Raw genomic sequence first — 16,709 nt, forward strand, 5'->3', positions numbered from 1 at the left:
GGCCCGAGGGCCGCCCGCTCGACGGTGGACCGTACGGCCCGGCGAGCTCAGCCGAAGACGGCCAGGCTCTTCGCCTTGCCCCGGTTCTCCTCGACGAGCGCCAGGAACCGGTCCCCGGGCCCGAAGACCGCCACCGGGCTGGTGTCGTAGGCCGGCATGTCGAGCCGTACGCCGTTGGTCACCAGGCCCGCGCGCCGCTCGTCGACGTCCCACCGGGCGAACGCGGCGGCCGCCGCGTCGGCGATCGGCATGACCGTGAGCTCCTCCTGGAGCTGCTCCAGCGTCTTCGCGGCGTCCAGCCCGTACGGGCCGACCCGGGTGCGGCGCAGCGCGGTCAGGTGGCCGCCGACGCCCAGGCCCGCGCCGAGGTCGCGCGCGAGGGCCCGGATGTACGTACCGGAGGAGCAGACCACGGAGACGACGAGGTCGACGACGGGCGTCCCGTCCTCGGCCACCGCCTCGCGCACGTCGTAGACCTGGAAGGACGAGACGGTCACCGGCCGGGCCGGGATCTCGAACTCCTCGCCCTCGCGCACCCGCGAGTACGACCGCTTGCCGTCGATCTTGATGGCGCTGACCTTGGACGGCACCTGCATGATGGCGCCGGTCAGCTCGGCCACACCGGCGTCGATGCCCTCCCTGGTCACACCGGAGGCGTCGGCGGACGCGGTGATCTCGCCCTCCGCGTCGTCGGTGACCGTGGTCTGGCCGAGCCGGATCGTACCGAGGTACTCCTTCTCGGTCAGGGCGAGGTGTCCGAGGAGCTTCGTCGCCTTCTCCACGCCGAGGACGAGGACGCCCGTCGCCATGGGGTCGAGCGTCCCCGCGTGCCCGACGCGGCGGGTCTTGGCGATCCCCCGCATCTTGGCCACGACGTCGTGCGAAGTGAAGCCGGACGGCTTGTCGACGATGACAAGGCCGTCCGGCGTCGTGGTGGTGCGCTTGTTCATTCCGCGGTTTCGCCCTCGTCCTCGGCTGCGTCGTCGTCCTCGGGCTTGCGGTACGGGTCGGCCTCGCCGGCGTACGTCTTGCCCGTGGACACCTGGCGCACCTCGGCGTCCTTGGCGCGCGCCTTGTCGAGGAGGTCCTCGATGGTGCGCGCGTTGTCCGGCAGCGCGTCCGCGACGAAGGCGAGCGACGGCGTGTGGCGCACGCCGGTCTGACGCCCGACCTCGGAACGCAGCACCCCCTTGGCGCTCTCCAGCGCGGCGGCCGAGGCGGCGCGCGCTTCGTCGTCGCCGTAGACCGTGTAGAAGACCGTGGCCTCCCGCAGGTCACCGGTGACCCGGGCGTCCGTGATGGTCACGAACCCCAGTCGCGGATCCTTGATTCGCCGGTCCAGGGTCTCCGCGACCACGACCTGGATGCGATCGGCCAGCTTGCGGGCCCGCGCTTTGTCGGTCACCGGTCCGTCTCCTCTTTCTGCTGCTGCTGAACTTCAGTACTTCAGTCTTCATCACCGTGCAGCCGCCGTCGTACCGACAGCAGCTCCACCTCGGGCCGGGCGGCGACCATGCGCTCGCACCGGTCCAGTACCTCCGAGAGGTGCCCCGTGTCCCCCGATACCACCGCCAGGCCGATCTCGACCCTGCGGTAGACGTCCTGATCGCCGACTTCCGCGACGCTCACCGCGAACCTGCGATGGAGTTCGGCGACGATCGGGCGTACCACGGAGCGCTTCTCCTTCAGCGACCGTACGTCGCCGAGGAGCAGGTCGAAGGAGAGTGTCCCCACATACATGTGTGTCCGGATGTCCCGCCGGTTCGGGGTCGTGCCCCGCCAACCGCTTGGCAGGGACACAAGAACCGTACACGCAACGGCCGGGGCCGCTCGACGGAAATAACATCACCCCCGCGGCCCCCCCCCAGCCCAGCGGGGCAAAACCGCGGGCCCCCCCCACCCGTTGGGCTGCCACACAACACCCCTACCCCCCCGGGCGGGGGCCGCCCCCGGTAAATAACTCCCGCCGCGCGCCCCCGACACTGCACTGCGTGCCTACACGGCTCAGCCGCGCGGCTTCTCGCGCATCTCGTACGTCGCGATGACGTCGTCGACCTTGATGTCGTTGAAGTTTCCGAGGTTGATACCGCCCTCGAAGCCTTCGCGGATCTCGGTGACGTCGTCCTTGAAGCGACGCAGACCCTGGATGTTGAGGTCCTCGGCGACGACCTTGCCGTCGCGGATGAGGCGCGCCTTGGTGTTGCGCTTGACCTCTCCGGAGCGGACGAGAACACCGGCGATGTTGCCCAGCTTGGACGAGCGGAAGATCTCGCGGATCTCCGCCGTGCCGAGCTCGACCTCTTCGTACTCCGGCTTGAGCATGCCCTTGAGGGCCGCTTCGATCTCTTCGATCGCCTGGTAGATGACCGAGTAGTACCGGACGTCGACGCCCTCGCGGTCCGCCATCTGCGCGGCGCGGCCGGCAGCTCGGACGTTGAAGCCGATGACGATGGCGTCGGAGCCCATCGCCAGGTCGATGTCGGACTCGGTGACCGCACCCACACCGCGGTGCAGGACCCGGATCTCCACCTCTTCGCCGACGTCGAGCTGGAGCAGCGAGGACTCGAGAGCCTCCACCGAACCGGACGCGTCGCCCTTGATGATGATGTTGAGGTCCTGGACCAGACCGGCCTTGAGCACCTTGTCGAGGTCCTCGAGGGACACCCGGCGGGTGCGCTTGGCGAAGGCGGCGTTGCGCTCACGCGCAGCACGCTTCTCGGCGATCTGGCGGGCCGTACGGTCCTCGTCGACGACCAGGAAGTTGTCGCCGGCGCCGGGGACGTTGGTGAGACCCAGGACCAGGACGGGGGTCGACGGACCCGCTTCCTCGACGTTGTTGCCGTTGTCGTCGAGCATGGCGCGGACTCGGCCGTACGCGTCACCGGCGACCATCGTGTCGCCGACGCGGAGCGTTCCGCGCTGGACGAGCACGGTGGCGACGGCGCCGCGGCCCTTGTCGAGGTGGGCCTCGATCGCGATGCCCTGTGCGTCCATCTCGGCGTTCGCCCGGAGGTCGAGCGACGCGTCGGCGGTGAGGATGACCGCTTCGAGGAGTTCCTCGATGTGGAGACCCTGGCGCGCGGAGATGTCGACGAACATCGTGTCGCCGCCGTACTCCTCGGCCACCAGACCGAACTCGGTGAGCTGACCGCGCACCTTGGTCGGGTCGGCGCCCTCGACGTCGATCTTGTTGACCGCGACCACGATCGGCACACCGGCGGCCTTGGCGTGGTTCAGCGCCTCGATCGTCTGCGGCATCACACCGTCGTTCGCCGCGACCACGAGGATCGCGATGTCGGTGGACTTCGCACCACGGGCACGCATGGCGGTGAACGCCTCGTGACCGGGGGTGTCGATGAAGGTGATGGCGCGCTCTTCACCGTTGACCTCGGTGGCGACCTGGTACGCACCGATGTGCTGCGTGATGCCACCGGCCTCGCCCGCGACGACGTTCGTCTTGCGAATGGCGTCGAGGAGTCGGGTCTTTCCGTGGTCGACGTGACCCATGACGGTCACGACCGGCGGACGGGAGACGAGCATGTCCTCGCCGCCCTCGTCCTCGCCGAACTCGATGGAGAACGACTCGAGGAGCTCGCGGTCCTCCTCCTCCGGGCTGACGATCTCCAGGATGAAGTTCATCTCTTCGGCGAGGAGCTTCAGCGTCTCGTCGGAGACGGACTGCGTGGCAGTGACCATCTCGCCGAGGTTCATCATCACGCCGACGAGCGACGCCGGGTTGGCGTTGATCTTCTCGGCGAAGTCGGTGAGCGAGGCACCGCGCGACAGGCGGACGGTCTGTCCGTTGCCGCGAGGCAGCATCACGCCGCCCACGGACGGGGCCTGCATGGCCTCGTACTCCTGGCGCCTCTGCCGCTTCGACTTGCGACCGCGACGCGCGGGACCACCGGGACGGCCGAACGCGCCCTGCGTGCCACCACGGGCACCGGGACCGCCGGGACGTCCACCGAAGCCGGGACGACCGCCGAAGCCGCCGCCACCACCGGGACGGCCCGCGCCGCCACCGCCGCCGGGACCACCGGGACGGCCGGCGAAGCCGCCGCCGCCACCACCGGGACCGGCCGGACGGCCGGCGAAGCCGCCGCCGCCGGGACGACCGCCACCGCCCGGACGGCCACCGGGGCCGCCGGGACCGCGGCCACCGCCGCCGGGACCGCCACCGGGACGGGGGGTGCCCGCCGCGGGACGCTGCGGCATCATGCCGGGGTTAGGACGGTTGCCACCGGGGGCACCGCCCGGACGCGGGGCGCCGCCCTGCGGACGGGGCATGCCGCCCGGGGTCGGGCGGGCGCCGCCCTGGCCCTGGGGACGCGGAGCGCCGCCGGGAGCACCCTGCGGACGCGGGGCGCCACCGGGGGCACCGGCGCCGCCGGGACGCGGGGCGCCACCCGGACGGGGCGTCTGCGGACGCGCCATGCCGGTGGAGCCACCAGAGGTGAAGGGGTTGTTGCCCGGACGCGGACCCGCGGGACGGGCGCCTCCGGGACGGGGGGCCTGCTGGCCGCCGGGACGGGCGGGACGCTCGCCACCACGGCGGTCGTCGCGCTGGCCGCCGTCACGCTGACCGCCGTCGCGCTGACCGGCCGGGGCCGGACGGGCGGGACGGGGACCGGGCGTGGCACCCGCGGGACGCGGGGCCTGCGGCTGCTGCGCGGGCGCTGCCGGGGCCTGCTGGGCAGGCTCGGGCGCGGAGAACTCGGCCGCGGGGACCGGAGCCGCCGGAGCGGGCTTCGGCGCGGGCTTCGGACCCGGGCGCGGTGCGCCGGACGGCGCGGAGGGCGCCGATGCCGACGGGGCGGCCGGAGCCTCGGCCGCGGCCGGCTTGGGGGCCGGCGCGCCGGGCTTCGGGGCGCCGGGACGGGACGCCTGCGCCGGGGAGGGCGCGGACGTGGGAGCCGCCGGAGACGGCTTCGCGGGCGTCGCCTTACGCGGCGCGCCCGGCTTCGCTGCGGACTTGCCGGCGTTGCCGCCGGGACCCTGCAGTGCGTCAGTCAGTTTGCGTACAACCGGCGCCTCGATCGTCGAGGACGCCGAACGGACGAATTCACCAAGTTCCTGGAGCTTGGCCATGACGACCTTGCTCTCTACACCGAACTCCTTGGCGAGTTCGTAAACCCGGACCTTTGCCACTTCGCTCCTTTGAGGTCCGGGTTACCGCCGGACCGTCGCTACTTCATGGGCGTACTCATCGCGTACTCATCGAGTGCTCATCGCAATCTCGACCTACTTCCAACTCGCGAGGTACCTGACCGCACGGTTATCCGTGCCGTTCTCTTCTTACGGTGTTGCCTGCTCGACAAACTGGCTCAGTGCCGTTGTGCCGAGCGGTGCCCGGCCCCGAAAGGCCCGGGGAAACGCCCGGCGGCGGACCGCCAGGGCGAGACACTCAGAGGCGGGGTGAATGTACGCACCCCGGCCGGGCAGCGTACCGCGAGGATCGGGGACACATTCGCCCTCGATCTCCACGATGCGCAGCAGTTCGCGCTTGGCCGCTCGCTCCCGGCATCCCACACAGGTTCGCTCAGGGCATACGCGGGCATGCGTCCGGCCAGACACTATTAAGTCTACCTCCCCGCGGCGACCTCACCCCATGGGGGCAAAAATCGAACGGTTGTTGTCGTGAAACCGGCCTCAGTCCTGGTCGGAGGACTCGGGCTGCTCGGTGTCGGAGCGGATGTCGATGCGCCAGCCGGTGAGCCGCGCGGCGAGGCGGGCGTTCTGGCCCTCCTTGCCGATCGCCAGTGAGAGCTGGTAGTCCGGAACGGTGACACGGGCGGAGCGGGCCGCCATGTCCACGACCTCGACCTTGCTCACGCGCGCGGGCGACAGGGCGTTGGCGACCATCTCGGCCGGGTCGTCCGACCAGTCCACGATGTCGATCTTCTCGCCGTGCAGCTCGGCCATGACGTTGCGCACCCGGCCGCCCATCGGGCCGATGCAGGCGCCCTTCGGGTTCAGCCCCGACCGCGTCGAGCGTACGGCGATCTTGGAGCGGTGGCCGGCCTCGCGGGCGATGGCCTCGATGACCACCGAACCGTCGGCGATCTCCGGCACCTCGAGGGCGAAGAGCTTCTTCACCAGGTTCGGGTGGGTCCTGGACAGCGTCACGGACGGACCGCGCACGCCCTTGGCCACCCGTACGACGTACGAGCGCAGCCGCAGGCCGTGCGTGTACTCCTCGCCGGGCACCTGCTCCTGCACCGGCAGGATGGCTTCCAGCTTGCCGATGTCGACCAGGACGTTCTTCGGGTCCCTGCCCTGCTGGACGACGCCCGTGACGACGTCGCCCTCGTGGCCCGCGTACTCGCCGAAGGTCCGGTCGTCCTCGGCGTCGCGCAGACGCTGGAGGATGACCTGCTTGGCGGTGCTGGCCGCGATCCGCCCGAAGTCGGACGGGGTGTCGTCGAATTCCTTCGGCTCCTGGCCCTCTTCGAGGTCGGCCGGGTCCTCCTTCGCCCAGACCGTCACATGACCGGTCTCGCGGCTGAGCTCCACGCGCGCGCGGCGGTGGCTGCCCTCGGTGCGGTGGTACGCGATGAGGAGGGCCGATTCGATCGCCTCGACCATCAGGTCGAAGGAGATCTCCTTTTCTTTCGCCAAGCCCTTCAGGAGCTTTACGTCGATGTCCATGGCTACGCCTCCTCTTCCTTCTTGTCCTTGCGGTTGAACTCGATCTCCACCCGCGCCTTGGCGATGTCCGCGAAGGCGACGCGGCGGGCGGTGGGCCTGCGGCCCTTCACGCCCGGCACCTCGAGGTCCAGGCCCTCGTCGTCCACGGTGAGAATGCGCGCGACCAGCTCGTCGCCGTCGTTCAGCGTCAGCTTGGCGAGGCGGCCGGTGGCCCGTACGTAGTGGCGGTGCTCCGACAGCGGGCGGTCGGCGCCCGGGGAGCTGACTTCGAGGACGTACTCGCCCTCGCCCATCGCGTCCGTCTCGTCGAGCTTCTCGGAGATGGAGCGGCTCAGCTCGGCGCAGGCGTCGAGTTCCACGCCTTCGTCGGAGTCGACGACGATCCTCAGCTGACGGCGCCTGCCGGCCCGGGACACCTCGATGTCCTCCAGATCGAGGCCTTCCGCGCTGACCAGTGGTTCCAGGAGTGCGCGCAGCCTGTCGCTCTGGGTGGTGCTCATCCGGGTGACTCCTCGGCCGCGTGTGCTGTTGTGTGGATCGTCGCGTGTCAGATCAAAGGGTATCCGGTCCCGAGGGGTGTTGCCGTCCGCCCACCGGGGAGCCGCGGGTACGCTCGCCTGCGGTGATCACCGCAGCGGCCCGAGGGAGACACAGTGCGGCGCACGGAAACCACACGCAGGGGTGTGCTCGCCGCGACCGGGGCCGCGGCCGCCGCGCTGCTGACCGGGTGCGCGCGGGACACGGCCGCGCGCGGCCGGGAGGGCTCCTCCGCCGACGCCGTGGCCGCCGCCGTACGGGCCGAGGCGGGGATGCGCAAGCGCTCCGCGCGGGCCAGGCGGACGCTGCTGGCCCACTACGACGCCGTGATCGCCGCCCATCCCTCCGCCGCCGGCCGGCTGGAGCCGCTGCGCGACGCCGTGGCCCGGCAGGCGCAGGCCCTGCGGGGCGAGGGCGCGGCGGTACGCGCCGCGGCGCCTCCGGCCGTGGCCGCGGAGCCCGGCGCCGCGCTGAAGGAGCTCGCCGCCGAGGAGCGGCGGGCCGCCGACGCGCACACGGCGGCGCTCGTCGACGCGCCGCCGGAACTGGCGAGGCTGCTGGCGTCCGTCGCCGCGGCCGGCGCCGCGCACGTGTATCTGCTGACCGAAGGGAGCGAGGGGTGAGCGGGACGCCGACCGCCGCACGGGCGCTGGAGGCGGTGCAGGCCGCGCTGGCCGCCGAGCACGCCGCCGTGTACGGGTACGGGGTCGTCGGCGGCCGGGTCGCCGAGGGCCGCGGGGACGAGGCGCGGGAGGCGTACGACGCCCACCGGGCCCGGCGCGACGCGCTGGAGCGGACCGCGCGCGACCTGGGCGCGACCCCGGTGGCCGCGGCCGCCGCGTACGCCCTGCCGTTCCCGGTGCCGGACGCGGCGGCGGCGCTGCGGCTCGCCGCCGAACTGGAGGACCGGGTGGCCGGGGTCTACGCCGACCTCGTGCGCGCCGCCGGCGGCCCCCTGCGGCGCGAGGCGGCGGGGGCGCTGCGGGAGGCAGCGGTGCGGGCGGTGCGCTGGCGCGGGCGCGGCGTAGCCTTTCCTGGGCTCGCCGAGCTGACCACGCCGGCCGTGAGCCGCAAGCAGTGAGGCGCTCCGGCCCCGGGACCGGTCGCGGGACCGGCCCTCGCACCGGCTTTTGAAGGGGACACCACACGCATGCTTTTCGAACCGCCGCAGCGTCTCGTACGAGCGCTCGGCGAGGCGTACCCGGAGGTGGCCGCCGACTGGCTCGGACGGCTGCCGGAGCTGGCCGAGGAGGCGGTGGCGCGGCGGAAGCTGACCGTCGAGCGGGTGCAGAACCCGGGCGGCAGGAGCAGCCTGGTCGTTCTCGTACGCCGGCAGGACGGCACGGCCGCCGCGCTCAAGATCGCCCCGGAGGCGGCCGGGCCCGGCCGGGAGCGCGCGGCGCTCGCGCACTGGAACGGCTGGGGCGCGGTGGAGCTGACCGACGGGGACGCCGGGAGCGGTGAACTCCTCCTGGAGCGCCTGCACCCGGAGGTCTCGCTGCGTTCGCTGCCGGAGGCGAAGGCGCTGCTCGAGGCGGCCGGGATCGTACGCCGGCTGTGGATCGAGCCGCCCCCGGCGCATCCCTTCGAGACGGTCGCCGAGCGCACGGCCCGGCAGGCGGTGGCGATGCGCTCCGCCGATCCGGCGCTGGCCCCGCTGGTGGAGGCGGCCCTCGCGGCGCGCGAGGAACTGACGGCGTCGGCGGACGAACTCCTGCTGCTGCACGGCAACTTCAGGCAGGGCAAGGTCCTCGCGGGCGACCGGGCGCCCTGGCTCGCCGTCGGGCCGGAGCCCCTGGTCGGCGAGCGGGCGTACGACCTGGCCCGGCTGGTCCGCGACCGGGTCGAGGACCTGGTCGCGGCGGCCGCGGGCGCGTCCGCCACCCGCCGCCGGGTGAACAGGCTCGCCGACTCCCTGGACGTCGACCGGGCCAGACTGCACGGCTGGACGCTGTTCCGCGCGGTGGAGTCCGGCCTGCGCGCGACGGCGGCCGGTCGCCACCAGGACGCCGAACTCCTGCTGGAGTTCGCCGGCTGGCTGTAGTCCCCGGCCCCGGGAACGCGGGGGCGGGCACGCACGAGGGGCCCCGCGCGGATCGCGCGGGGCCCCTCATGGTGCTGCCGGCAGGCTCAGGCGGTCAGGCGGGCGATCGCCTCGTCGACCGTCAGCTCCTCGCGCTCGCCCGTGCGGCGGTCCTTCAGCTCCACGACGCCCTCGGCGCTGCGGCGGCCGGCGACCAGGATCTTGGGTACGCCGATGAGCTCGGCGTCCGTGAACTTCACGCCCGGCGAGACGCCCGGACGCTCGTCGACCAGCACGCGCAGCCCGGCCGCGCCCAGCTTGTCCGCGACCTCGACGGCCAGCTCCGTCTGGAGCGCCTTGCCCGCGGCGACGACGTGCACGTCGGCCGGGGCGATCTCGGCCGGCCAGCACAGGCCCTTGTCGTCGGCGGACTGCTCGGCGAGGGCGGCGACGGCGCGGGAGACGCCGATGCCGTACGAGCCCATGGTCACGCGGACCGGCTTGCCCTGCTGGCCGAGCACGTCGAGCTGGAAGGTGTCGGCGTACTTGCGGCCGAGCTGGAAGATGTGGCCGATCTCGATCGCGCGGTCCAGCTTGAGGCCGGCGCCGCACTTGGGGCAGGGGTCGCCCTCTTCGACGACGACGACGTCGAGGTAGTCGTCGACCTGGAAGTCGCGGCCGGCGACGACGTTCTTCGCGTGCTTGTCCTGCTGGTTGGCGCCGGTGATCCAGGCGGTGCCGGCGGCGACGCGCGGGTCCGCGATGTAGCGGACCTTCTCCAGACCCTGCGGGCCGACGTAGCCGCGCACGAGGTCGGGGCGGCCCACGAAGTCCTCGGCGGTGACGAGCTCGACCACGGCGGGCGCCAGGTGCTCCCCAAGCTTGCCCAGGTCGACCTCGCGGTCACCGGGGACGCCGACGGCGACGATCTCGCCGTCGACCTTGACCAGCAGGTTCTTGAGGGTGGCCGACGCCGGTACGCCGAGGTGTTCGGCGAGGGTCTCGATCGTCGGGGTGTCGGGGGTGTCCAGCTCCTCGACGGGACCGTGCTCCGAGCCGTCGTACGCGGCGGCGACGGCCTCGGCGCTGAAGGTGACGGCCTCGGTGTTGGCGGCGTAGTCGCACGCCGGGCAGTCCACGAAGGTGTCCTCGCCGGCCGCGGCGGGGGCCAGGAACTCCTCGGACGCCGAGCCGCCCATCGCGCCGGACACGGCGGAGACGATGCGGAAGTCGAGGCCGAGGCGCGCGAAGATCTTCTGGTAGGCGGCGCGGTGCAGCGCGTACGACTCCGCCAGGCCCTCGTCGGTCGTGTCGAAGGAGTACGAGTCCTTCATCTGGAACTCACGGCCGCGCAGCACGCCGGAGCGCGGACGCGCCTCGTCGCGGTACTTCGTCTGGATCTGGTAGAGCATGACCGGCAGGTCCTTGTAGGACGTGCACTGGTCCTTGACGGTCTGCGTGAAGATCTCTTCGTGCGTCGGGCCGAGCAGGTAGTCGGCGCCCTTGCGGTCCTTGAGGCGGAACAGCAGGTCGCCGTACTCCTCCCAGCGGCCGCTCGCCTCGTACGCCTCCTTGGGCAGCAGCGCGGGGAGCAGCACCTCCTGGGCGCCGATCTCGTCCATCTCCTCGCGGACGACGCGCGTGATGTTCTCGAGGACCTTCTTGCCCAGCGGGAGCCAGGTCCAGATCCCCGCCGCGTTCCGGCGGACGTAGCCTGCGCGCACCAGCAGCTTGTGGCTGAGCGTCTCGGCGTCCGCCGGGTCGTCACGCAGTGTCTTGACCATCAGACGGGACATGCGCTGGACCTGGGCCATGGTGAACTCCTGCGAAGAAACGTGTGATGGCTAGGAGGTTAGCCGGGCGGCGTCGGGCACGGGAAATCCGTTACCGGCCGGGACGGCGCAGCGGGAGCGGCGCGCCCATCACGGCGTACGGCCTCGGAGCGCTCGGGAAGTGGACCTGGCGTGCCAGGTCGACGTAGCCCAGCGCACGGTAGAGGCCGCGGGCCGGGCTCTCGGTGTCGATCGCGGAGAGGATCGAGCGGGGCTCCTGCGCGGTGTCCGTGATGGTGGTGATGAGCCGGCGGCCGATGCCGCGTGCCTGGTGGGCGGGGGCGACGTGCAGTTCGGTGATGACGAAGGAGTGGTCGAGCCAGCCGTCGTTGCCGCTCTGGCGCAGGTACGGCTCGACGACCGTGGACCACCAGTGCGTCCGGCTGTTGGGCATCCCGTAGACGAAGCCGACGAGCCGCCCGTCGGGCGTTGTGGCGCCGAGCGCGCGGGCGCCGGGGTTCAGCAGGTGCCGCAGCACGATGTGACGGCGTACCCCGATCTCGTCGTCGGTGAGGCCGAAGGCGAGGGCCTGTACGGCGAGCGCCTCGTCCACGCGCGCGGCGAGATCCACGGGCTCGATCACAACGGCGGGGGTCTGGGGTTCTCCCCCGGAAAGAGGTGCCATGCAGCGCACCCTACTTCGCAAGGACGTCAGAACAACACGCTCATAAACGCGCCGACCTCACGGAACCCGACCTTCCGGTAGGCCGCGCGGGCGGCGGTGTTGAAGTCGTTCACGTACAGGCTGACGACGGGCGCGATGTCGGCCAACGCGTAGCGCAGGACCGCCGCCATGCCGGTCTCGGACAGGCCCCGGCCGCGGAACTCGGGGGCCACCCAGACGCCCTGGATCTGGCAGGCCTGCGCGGTCGCGGCGCCGATCTCCGCCTTGAAGACGACCTTGCCGTCGTCGATGCGGGCGAACGACCGCCCCGCGGCGACGAGTTCGGCGACCCGCGCCTGGTAGAGCAGTCCCCCGTCGCCCGCGAGCGGGGAGACGCCGACCTCCTCGGTGAACATGGCCACGCACGCGGGCATGATCACGTCCATCTCGGCCTTGCCGATGCGCCGGACCCGGGGGTCGGGCCGGATGTCGGGCGAGGGCTGCTCGGTGACCATGAGCGGCTGGTGCGGGCGTACGTCGCGGGCGGGGCCCCAGCTGGGTTCCAGCAGCCGCCACAGCTGCCGGGTGGTCTCGGCGGGGCCGACGATCGAGGAGCAGCGGCGGCCGGCCCGGCGGGCGCGGTCGGCGAAGCCGCGGACGGCCTCGGGGGTCGCGCAGATCGGGACCAGGTTGGCGCCGGAGTAGCACAGCGAGCGCAGACGGCCGTCGGCGTACCAGCCCCACATCTCGCCGCCCAGGCGCCACGGGTCGAGTCCCGCCGCCTGGACGCGCGAGGTCACGAAGGCGTTGGCGACCGGATCGCTCTCGAGGATCGCGAGCGCGGCGCCGAGTTCGCCGGGGTCGAGGACCCGGGTAGTGGTCTGAGTCAACACGTGAGGGGCCTCACCGTACGGTCTTCTGATCTCCGCACTCTACCGGGCGCTCCCGCGGGACGCCGCAATACGGGACGGAGCCCTGCCTCGGGGGCAGGGCTCCGTCGCGTACGGGTGCGGGGGAAGTCAGTGACTGACGGCGGCCTCGGGCTCGCCGACGGCGTCGACGACCGGCGGGCCGGACGGGACGCCGTCCTTCTCCATCTGCTCGGCGATCTTCAGCGCCTCTTCGATGAGGGTCTCGACGATCTTCGACTCGGGCACGGTCTTGATGACCTCGCCCTTGACGAAGATCTGGCCCTTGCCGTTGCCCGACGCGACGCCGAGGTCGGCCTCACGGGCCTCGCCGGGGCCGTTGACGACGCAGCCCATGACGGCCACGCGCAGCGGCACCTCCATGCCGTCGAGACCGGCGGCGACCTGGTCGGCCAGCTTGTAGACGTCGACCTGGGCGCGCCCGCAGGACGGGCAGGACACGATCTCCAGGCGGCGCTGCTTGAGGTTGAGCGCCTCCAGGATCTGGAGGCCGACCTTGACCTCCTCGGCCGGCGGCGCGGACAGCGAGACGCGGATGGTGTCGCCGATGCCCTCGCTGAGCAGCGCGCCGAACGCCACGGCGGACTTGATGGTGCCCTGGAACGCGGGGCCCGCCTCCGTCACACCGAGGTGCAGCGGGTAGTCGGACTGGGCGGCGAGCAGGCGGTAGGCGTTGACCATCACGACCGGGTCGTTGTGCTTGACCGAGATCTTGATGTCACCGAACCCGTGCTCCTCGAAGAGCGACGCCTCCCACAGCGCGGACTCGACGAGGGCCTCGGGCGTGGCCTTGCCGTACTTCTTCAGCAGGCGCGCGTCGAGCGATCCGGCGTTGACGCCGATGCGGATCGGGGTCCCGGCGTCGGAGGCCGCCTTGGCGATCTCCTTGACCTTGTCGTCGAACTGCTTGATGTTGCCCGGGTTCACCCGGACCGCCGCGCAGCCCGCGTCGATGGCGGCGAAGACGTACTTCGGCTGGAAGTGGATGTCGGCGATCACCGGGATCTGCGACTTGCGCGCGATGGTCGCGAGCGCGTCGGCGTCGTCCTGGGTGGGACAGGCCACGCGTACGATCTGGCAGCCCGAGGCCGTCAGCTCCGCGATCTGCTGGAGCGTCGCGCCGATGTCGGACGTCCTGGTGGTCGTCATCGACTGCACCGAGACGGGTGCGTCCCCGCCGACGGCCACCGATCCGACCTGGATCTTGCGGCTGACCCTACGGTCGGCGAGCTTCGTCGGAACGGAAGGCATTCCGAGAGAAATTGCAGTCATCTGCTGTGCAACCCCAAGTGTGGATCAAGGTCCCGAGATCGGCGGGCTCCGGACTTCGAGGTTACGTCACCGCGAAAGCCCGGAGCACACCACATCACCGCGTCCGCTCAAGAGATTCGCACCGGATTGACCACATCGGCCACCAGTACGAGCGCCGTGAAGCAGATGAAGACACCGGCGACCACATAGGCCACGGGCATCAGCTTGGCCACGTCGAAGGGACCCGGGTCGGGTCGCCGGAACAGCTTCGCCACAGTGCGCCGCAGCGACTCCCACAGCGCCCCCGCGATGTGCCCGCCGTCGAGCGGCAGGAGCGGGAGCATGTTGAACAGGAAGAGGGAGAGGTTGAAGCCGCCGATGAGGAACAGCATCATCCCGACGGTGTTCTCCATGGGCAGCCCGAGACCGAGGATCTCGCCGCCCACACGGGCCGCGCCGACCACGCCCATCGGGGAGTCCGCCTTGCGCTCCTCGCCGTTGAACGTCGCGTTCCACAGGTCCGGGACCTTGGACGGCAGGTCGATCAGCGAGGCCACGCCGGACTCGATCATCACGCCCATGCGGTCCAGCGAATCGGTGAAGGACAACGGGACGACGGCCGAGCCGGGGCCGAAACCGAGGTAGCCCGCCTCGACGTACTGATCGGCGACGGGCTGCCCCTGGGCGTCCTTCTCGGCCACCTTGTTGGCGATCAGATCGGCCTTGAGGACCTTCTGGGCGCCGTCGCGCTCGACCGTGACGGTGGCCGGGCCGATGGTCTCGCGGATGCGGTCGGACAGGGTGGCCCAGTCCTCGACGGGCCTGCCGTTGAAGGCGACGATCCTGTCGCCCTTCTGCAGGCCGGCGGCCTTGGCGGGCGACGCCGGGTCGCCCTTGCGGCAGTCGCGGTTCTCGCTCTGCGCGACCACGCAGGGGACGACGGTGTCGACGGTGGTCGTCTGCTGGTTCAGGCCGATCGTCATGAAGACGCCGAGGAAGATCGCCACGGCCAGGATCAGGTTCATGAAGGGGCCGGCGAACATCACGATCACGCGCTTCCACGGCTTGCGCGTGTAGAAGAGCCGGGTCTCGTCGCCGGGCCGCAGTTCCTCGTACGCCGCCGAGCGGGCGTCCTCGATCATGCCGCGCCAGGGCGACGTCGACCGGGCCTCGATCTTGCCGTCGGGTCCCGGCGGGAACATCCCGATCATGCGGATGTAGCCGCCGAGCGGGATCGCCTTGATGCCGTACTCCGTCTCGCCCTTGTGGCGCGACCAGATGGTCGGGCCGAAGCCGACCATGTACTGCGGCACCCGGACGCCGAAGAGCTTGGCGGTCGAGAGGTGACCGAGCTCGTGCCAGGCGATGGAGACGAGCAGCCCGACAAAGAAGATGACTATCCCGAGGACCGTCAACAGGATCGTCGTCATGCGCGAGCCTCCGCTGTTGCCTGTGCTGCGATTTCACGGGCCCGGGCTCGTGCCCAGGTCTCGGCTTCCAGGACGTCCGCGACCGTGAGCGAGGTTCCCGTACGAGGGGCGCCGTGCTCGGCCACTACTGCGGCGACCGTATCCACGATCCCGGTGAACGGCAGCCGTCCCGCGAGAAACGCGTCGACGCACTCCTCGTTCGCGGCATTGAACACCGCCGGGGCCGTGCCCCCGAGCGTACCGACGTGGCGGGCGAGTCCCACGGAGGGGAACGCCTCCTCGTCGAGGGGGAAGAACTCCCAGGTCGACGCCTTGGACCAGTCGAAGGCGGGGGCCGCGTCCGGGACGCGCTCCGGCCAGCCGATGCCGATGGCGATCGGGCCCCGCATGTCGGGCGGCGTCGCCTGGGCGAGCGTCGAGCCGTCGGTGAACTCCACCATCGAGTGAACGTACGACTGGGGGTGGACGACGACCTCGATGCGGTCGAAGGGGATGTCGTAGAGGAGGTGGGCCTCGATGACCTCCAGCCCCTTGTTGACCAGAGTGGCCGAATTGACGGTGATCACCGGGCCCATCGCCCAGGTGGGGTGCGCGAGTGCGTCCTCCCGGGTGACACCGGCCAGCTCGGCCTTCGTACGTCCCCGGAACGGGCCGCCGGACGCGGTGACGACGAGCTTGCGCACGTCGGAGCGGGTGCCGCCGGCGAGGGCCTGGAACAGCGCCGCGTGCTCGGAGTCGACCGGGATGATCTGGCCCGGCTTGGCGAGCGCCTTCACGAGCGGCCCGCCGACGATCAGCGACTCCTTGTTCGCGAGGGCCAGGGTGCGGCCCGCTTCCAGGGCGGCCAGGGTCGGGGCGAGGCCGATGGATCCCGTGATGCCGTTGAGGACCGTGTGGCACGGGGAGGCGGCGACCTCGGTGGCGGCGTCGGGTCCGGCCAGGATCTCGGGCAGCGGCTCAGCGTCGCCGTACCGGGCCGCGAGCGCCTCGCGCAGGGCGGGCACGGCGTCCTCGCGGGCGACCGCGACGGTACGGACGCGCAGCTGCCGCGCCTGCTCGGCGAGCAGGTCGACCCGGCCGCCGGCCGCGGAGAGCGCGGTGACGCGGAAGCGGTCGGGATTGCGGAGCACCAGGTCGATGGCCTGGGTTCCGATGGACCCGGTGGAGCCGAGGACGACGATGTCCCGGCGGCCTTCGGACGGGTCGAAGGCGATGTGCGGGTCGGCGAGGGGGGCTGGACTGTCGCTCATGCCCCCCATTGTTGCCGCAATGGCGCACCGGGCGGACAGCGCGTCCCCGCGTTTCACCGGCTTCGCGGCGGCCGGGCGGCGGCGGGGTCACCGGCGTCGTGCCCGGCGGGCGGCGACGGGGGCGCGCAGCCGGGCGGGGCGGCGGGGCCGGGCGGGAGCGCCGTCACGGTGTGCGGGGCGGTGGGGCGGCCGGTGCGCCGGGTTC

General features: G+C 71.8%; 16 protein-coding genes. 3 read left to right on the plus strand and 13 right to left on the minus strand.

The features are described from left to right. Nucleotides 1-47 precede the first annotated feature (47 nt). The 7 genes from truB to rimP all read right to left on the minus strand — a co-directional run bounded on the left by truB (nucleotide 48) and on the right by rimP (nucleotide 7,148). Entirely contained in the window at nucleotides 48-950 is a 903-nt protein-coding gene (gene truB / locus ACWGH0_RS24215; RefSeq protein ID WP_453406314.1) for a tRNA pseudouridine(55) synthase TruB, read from the minus strand. Continuing rightward, a complete protein-coding gene (rbfA, locus tag ACWGH0_RS24220; protein WP_453406315.1) occupies nucleotides 947-1,405 on the minus strand; it encodes a 30S ribosome-binding factor RbfA in 459 nt (152 codons plus the stop codon). Before rbfA ends, truB begins: the two co-directional genes overlap by 4 nt. Nucleotides 1,406-1,446: 41 nt before the next feature. After that, entirely contained in the window at nucleotides 1,447-1,740 is a 294-nt protein-coding gene (locus tag ACWGH0_RS24225; RefSeq protein WP_453406316.1) for a DUF503 domain-containing protein, read from the minus strand. Nucleotides 1,741-2,004: 264 nt separating this feature from the next. After that, the gene (infB, locus tag ACWGH0_RS24230) at nucleotides 2,005-5,148 is read right to left on the minus strand and encodes a translation initiation factor IF-2 (RefSeq protein ID WP_453406317.1); all 3,144 of its coding nucleotides are present in this window, start codon (nucleotides 5,146-5,148) and stop codon (nucleotides 2,005-2,007) included. Nucleotides 5,149-5,295: 147 nt separating this feature from the next. Beyond that, complete coding sequence (locus ACWGH0_RS24235) at nucleotides 5,296-5,574, minus strand: YlxR family protein (protein ID WP_453406318.1); 279 nt, start codon at nucleotides 5,572-5,574, stop codon at nucleotides 5,296-5,298. Nucleotides 5,575-5,649: 75 nt separating this feature from the next. Continuing rightward, nucleotides 5,650-6,648 (minus strand): transcription termination factor NusA, encoded by a 999-nt coding sequence (nusA, locus tag ACWGH0_RS24240; RefSeq protein ID WP_453406319.1) that lies wholly within the window; start codon nucleotides 6,646-6,648, stop codon nucleotides 5,650-5,652. Nucleotides 6,649-6,650: 2 nt separating this feature from the next. Further along, nucleotides 6,651-7,148, minus strand: a complete 498-nt coding sequence (gene rimP, locus ACWGH0_RS24245; RefSeq protein ID WP_453406320.1) for a ribosome maturation factor RimP — start codon at nucleotides 7,146-7,148, stop codon at nucleotides 6,651-6,653. Between the two features lie 153 nt (nucleotides 7,149-7,301). Here rimP and ACWGH0_RS24250 point away from each other — a divergent pair, with 153 nt between their 5' ends. The 3 genes from ACWGH0_RS24250 (at nucleotide 7,302) to ACWGH0_RS24260 (ending at nucleotide 9,229) form a co-directional block, all read left to right on the plus strand. Next, nucleotides 7,302-7,808: a hypothetical protein gene (locus ACWGH0_RS24250; RefSeq protein ID WP_453406321.1), complete on the plus strand. Its 507-nt coding sequence runs from the start codon at nucleotides 7,302-7,304 to the stop codon at nucleotides 7,806-7,808. Beyond that, on the plus strand, nucleotides 7,805-8,266 hold the full coding sequence (locus ACWGH0_RS24255; protein ID WP_453406322.1) for a ferritin-like domain-containing protein: 462 nt from the start codon (nucleotides 7,805-7,807) through the stop codon (nucleotides 8,264-8,266). The genes ACWGH0_RS24250 and ACWGH0_RS24255 overlap by 4 nt, the downstream gene beginning before the upstream one ends. 69 nt (nucleotides 8,267-8,335) lie before the next feature. Then, entirely contained in the window at nucleotides 8,336-9,229 is an 894-nt protein-coding gene (locus ACWGH0_RS24260; protein ID WP_453406323.1) for an aminoglycoside phosphotransferase family protein, read from the plus strand. Nucleotides 9,230-9,315: 86 nt separating this feature from the next. Here the strand turns inward: ACWGH0_RS24260 and ACWGH0_RS24265 are convergent, their stop codons facing one another. The 6 genes from ACWGH0_RS24265 to dxr all read right to left on the minus strand — a co-directional run bounded on the left by ACWGH0_RS24265 (nucleotide 9,316) and on the right by dxr (nucleotide 16,504). Beyond that, nucleotides 9,316-11,022 (minus strand): proline--tRNA ligase, encoded by a 1,707-nt coding sequence (locus ACWGH0_RS24265; protein WP_453406324.1) that lies wholly within the window; start codon nucleotides 11,020-11,022, stop codon nucleotides 9,316-9,318. A 70-nt stretch (nucleotides 11,023-11,092) separates the two neighbouring features. Beyond that, nucleotides 11,093-11,665 carry a GNAT family N-acetyltransferase gene (locus ACWGH0_RS24270; protein ID WP_453406325.1) on the minus strand — a complete coding sequence of 191 codons (573 nt, stop codon included), beginning with the start codon at nucleotides 11,663-11,665 and terminating at the stop codon, nucleotides 11,093-11,095. 26 nt (nucleotides 11,666-11,691) lie between these two features. Then, a complete protein-coding gene (locus ACWGH0_RS24275; RefSeq protein ID WP_453406326.1) occupies nucleotides 11,692-12,537 on the minus strand; it encodes a GNAT family N-acetyltransferase in 846 nt (281 codons plus the stop codon). Nucleotides 12,538-12,663: 126 nt separating this feature from the next. Next, the gene (ispG, locus tag ACWGH0_RS24280) at nucleotides 12,664-13,845 is read right to left on the minus strand and encodes a flavodoxin-dependent (E)-4-hydroxy-3-methylbut-2-enyl-diphosphate synthase (protein ID WP_453406327.1); all 1,182 of its coding nucleotides are present in this window, start codon (nucleotides 13,843-13,845) and stop codon (nucleotides 12,664-12,666) included. A 107-nt stretch (nucleotides 13,846-13,952) separates the two neighbouring features. Next, nucleotides 13,953-15,254 carry a M50 family metallopeptidase gene (locus tag ACWGH0_RS24285; RefSeq protein WP_453406328.1) on the minus strand — a complete coding sequence of 434 codons (1,302 nt, stop codon included), beginning with the start codon at nucleotides 15,252-15,254 and terminating at the stop codon, nucleotides 13,953-13,955. Continuing rightward, nucleotides 15,251-16,504, minus strand: a complete 1,254-nt coding sequence (gene dxr, locus ACWGH0_RS24290; protein ID WP_453406329.1) for a 1-deoxy-D-xylulose-5-phosphate reductoisomerase — start codon at nucleotides 16,502-16,504, stop codon at nucleotides 15,251-15,253. The genes ACWGH0_RS24285 and dxr overlap by 4 nt, the downstream gene beginning before the upstream one ends. Nucleotides 16,505-16,709 lie beyond the last annotated feature (205 nt).

Source organism: Streptomyces sp. NPDC054887, assembly GCF_053610585.1.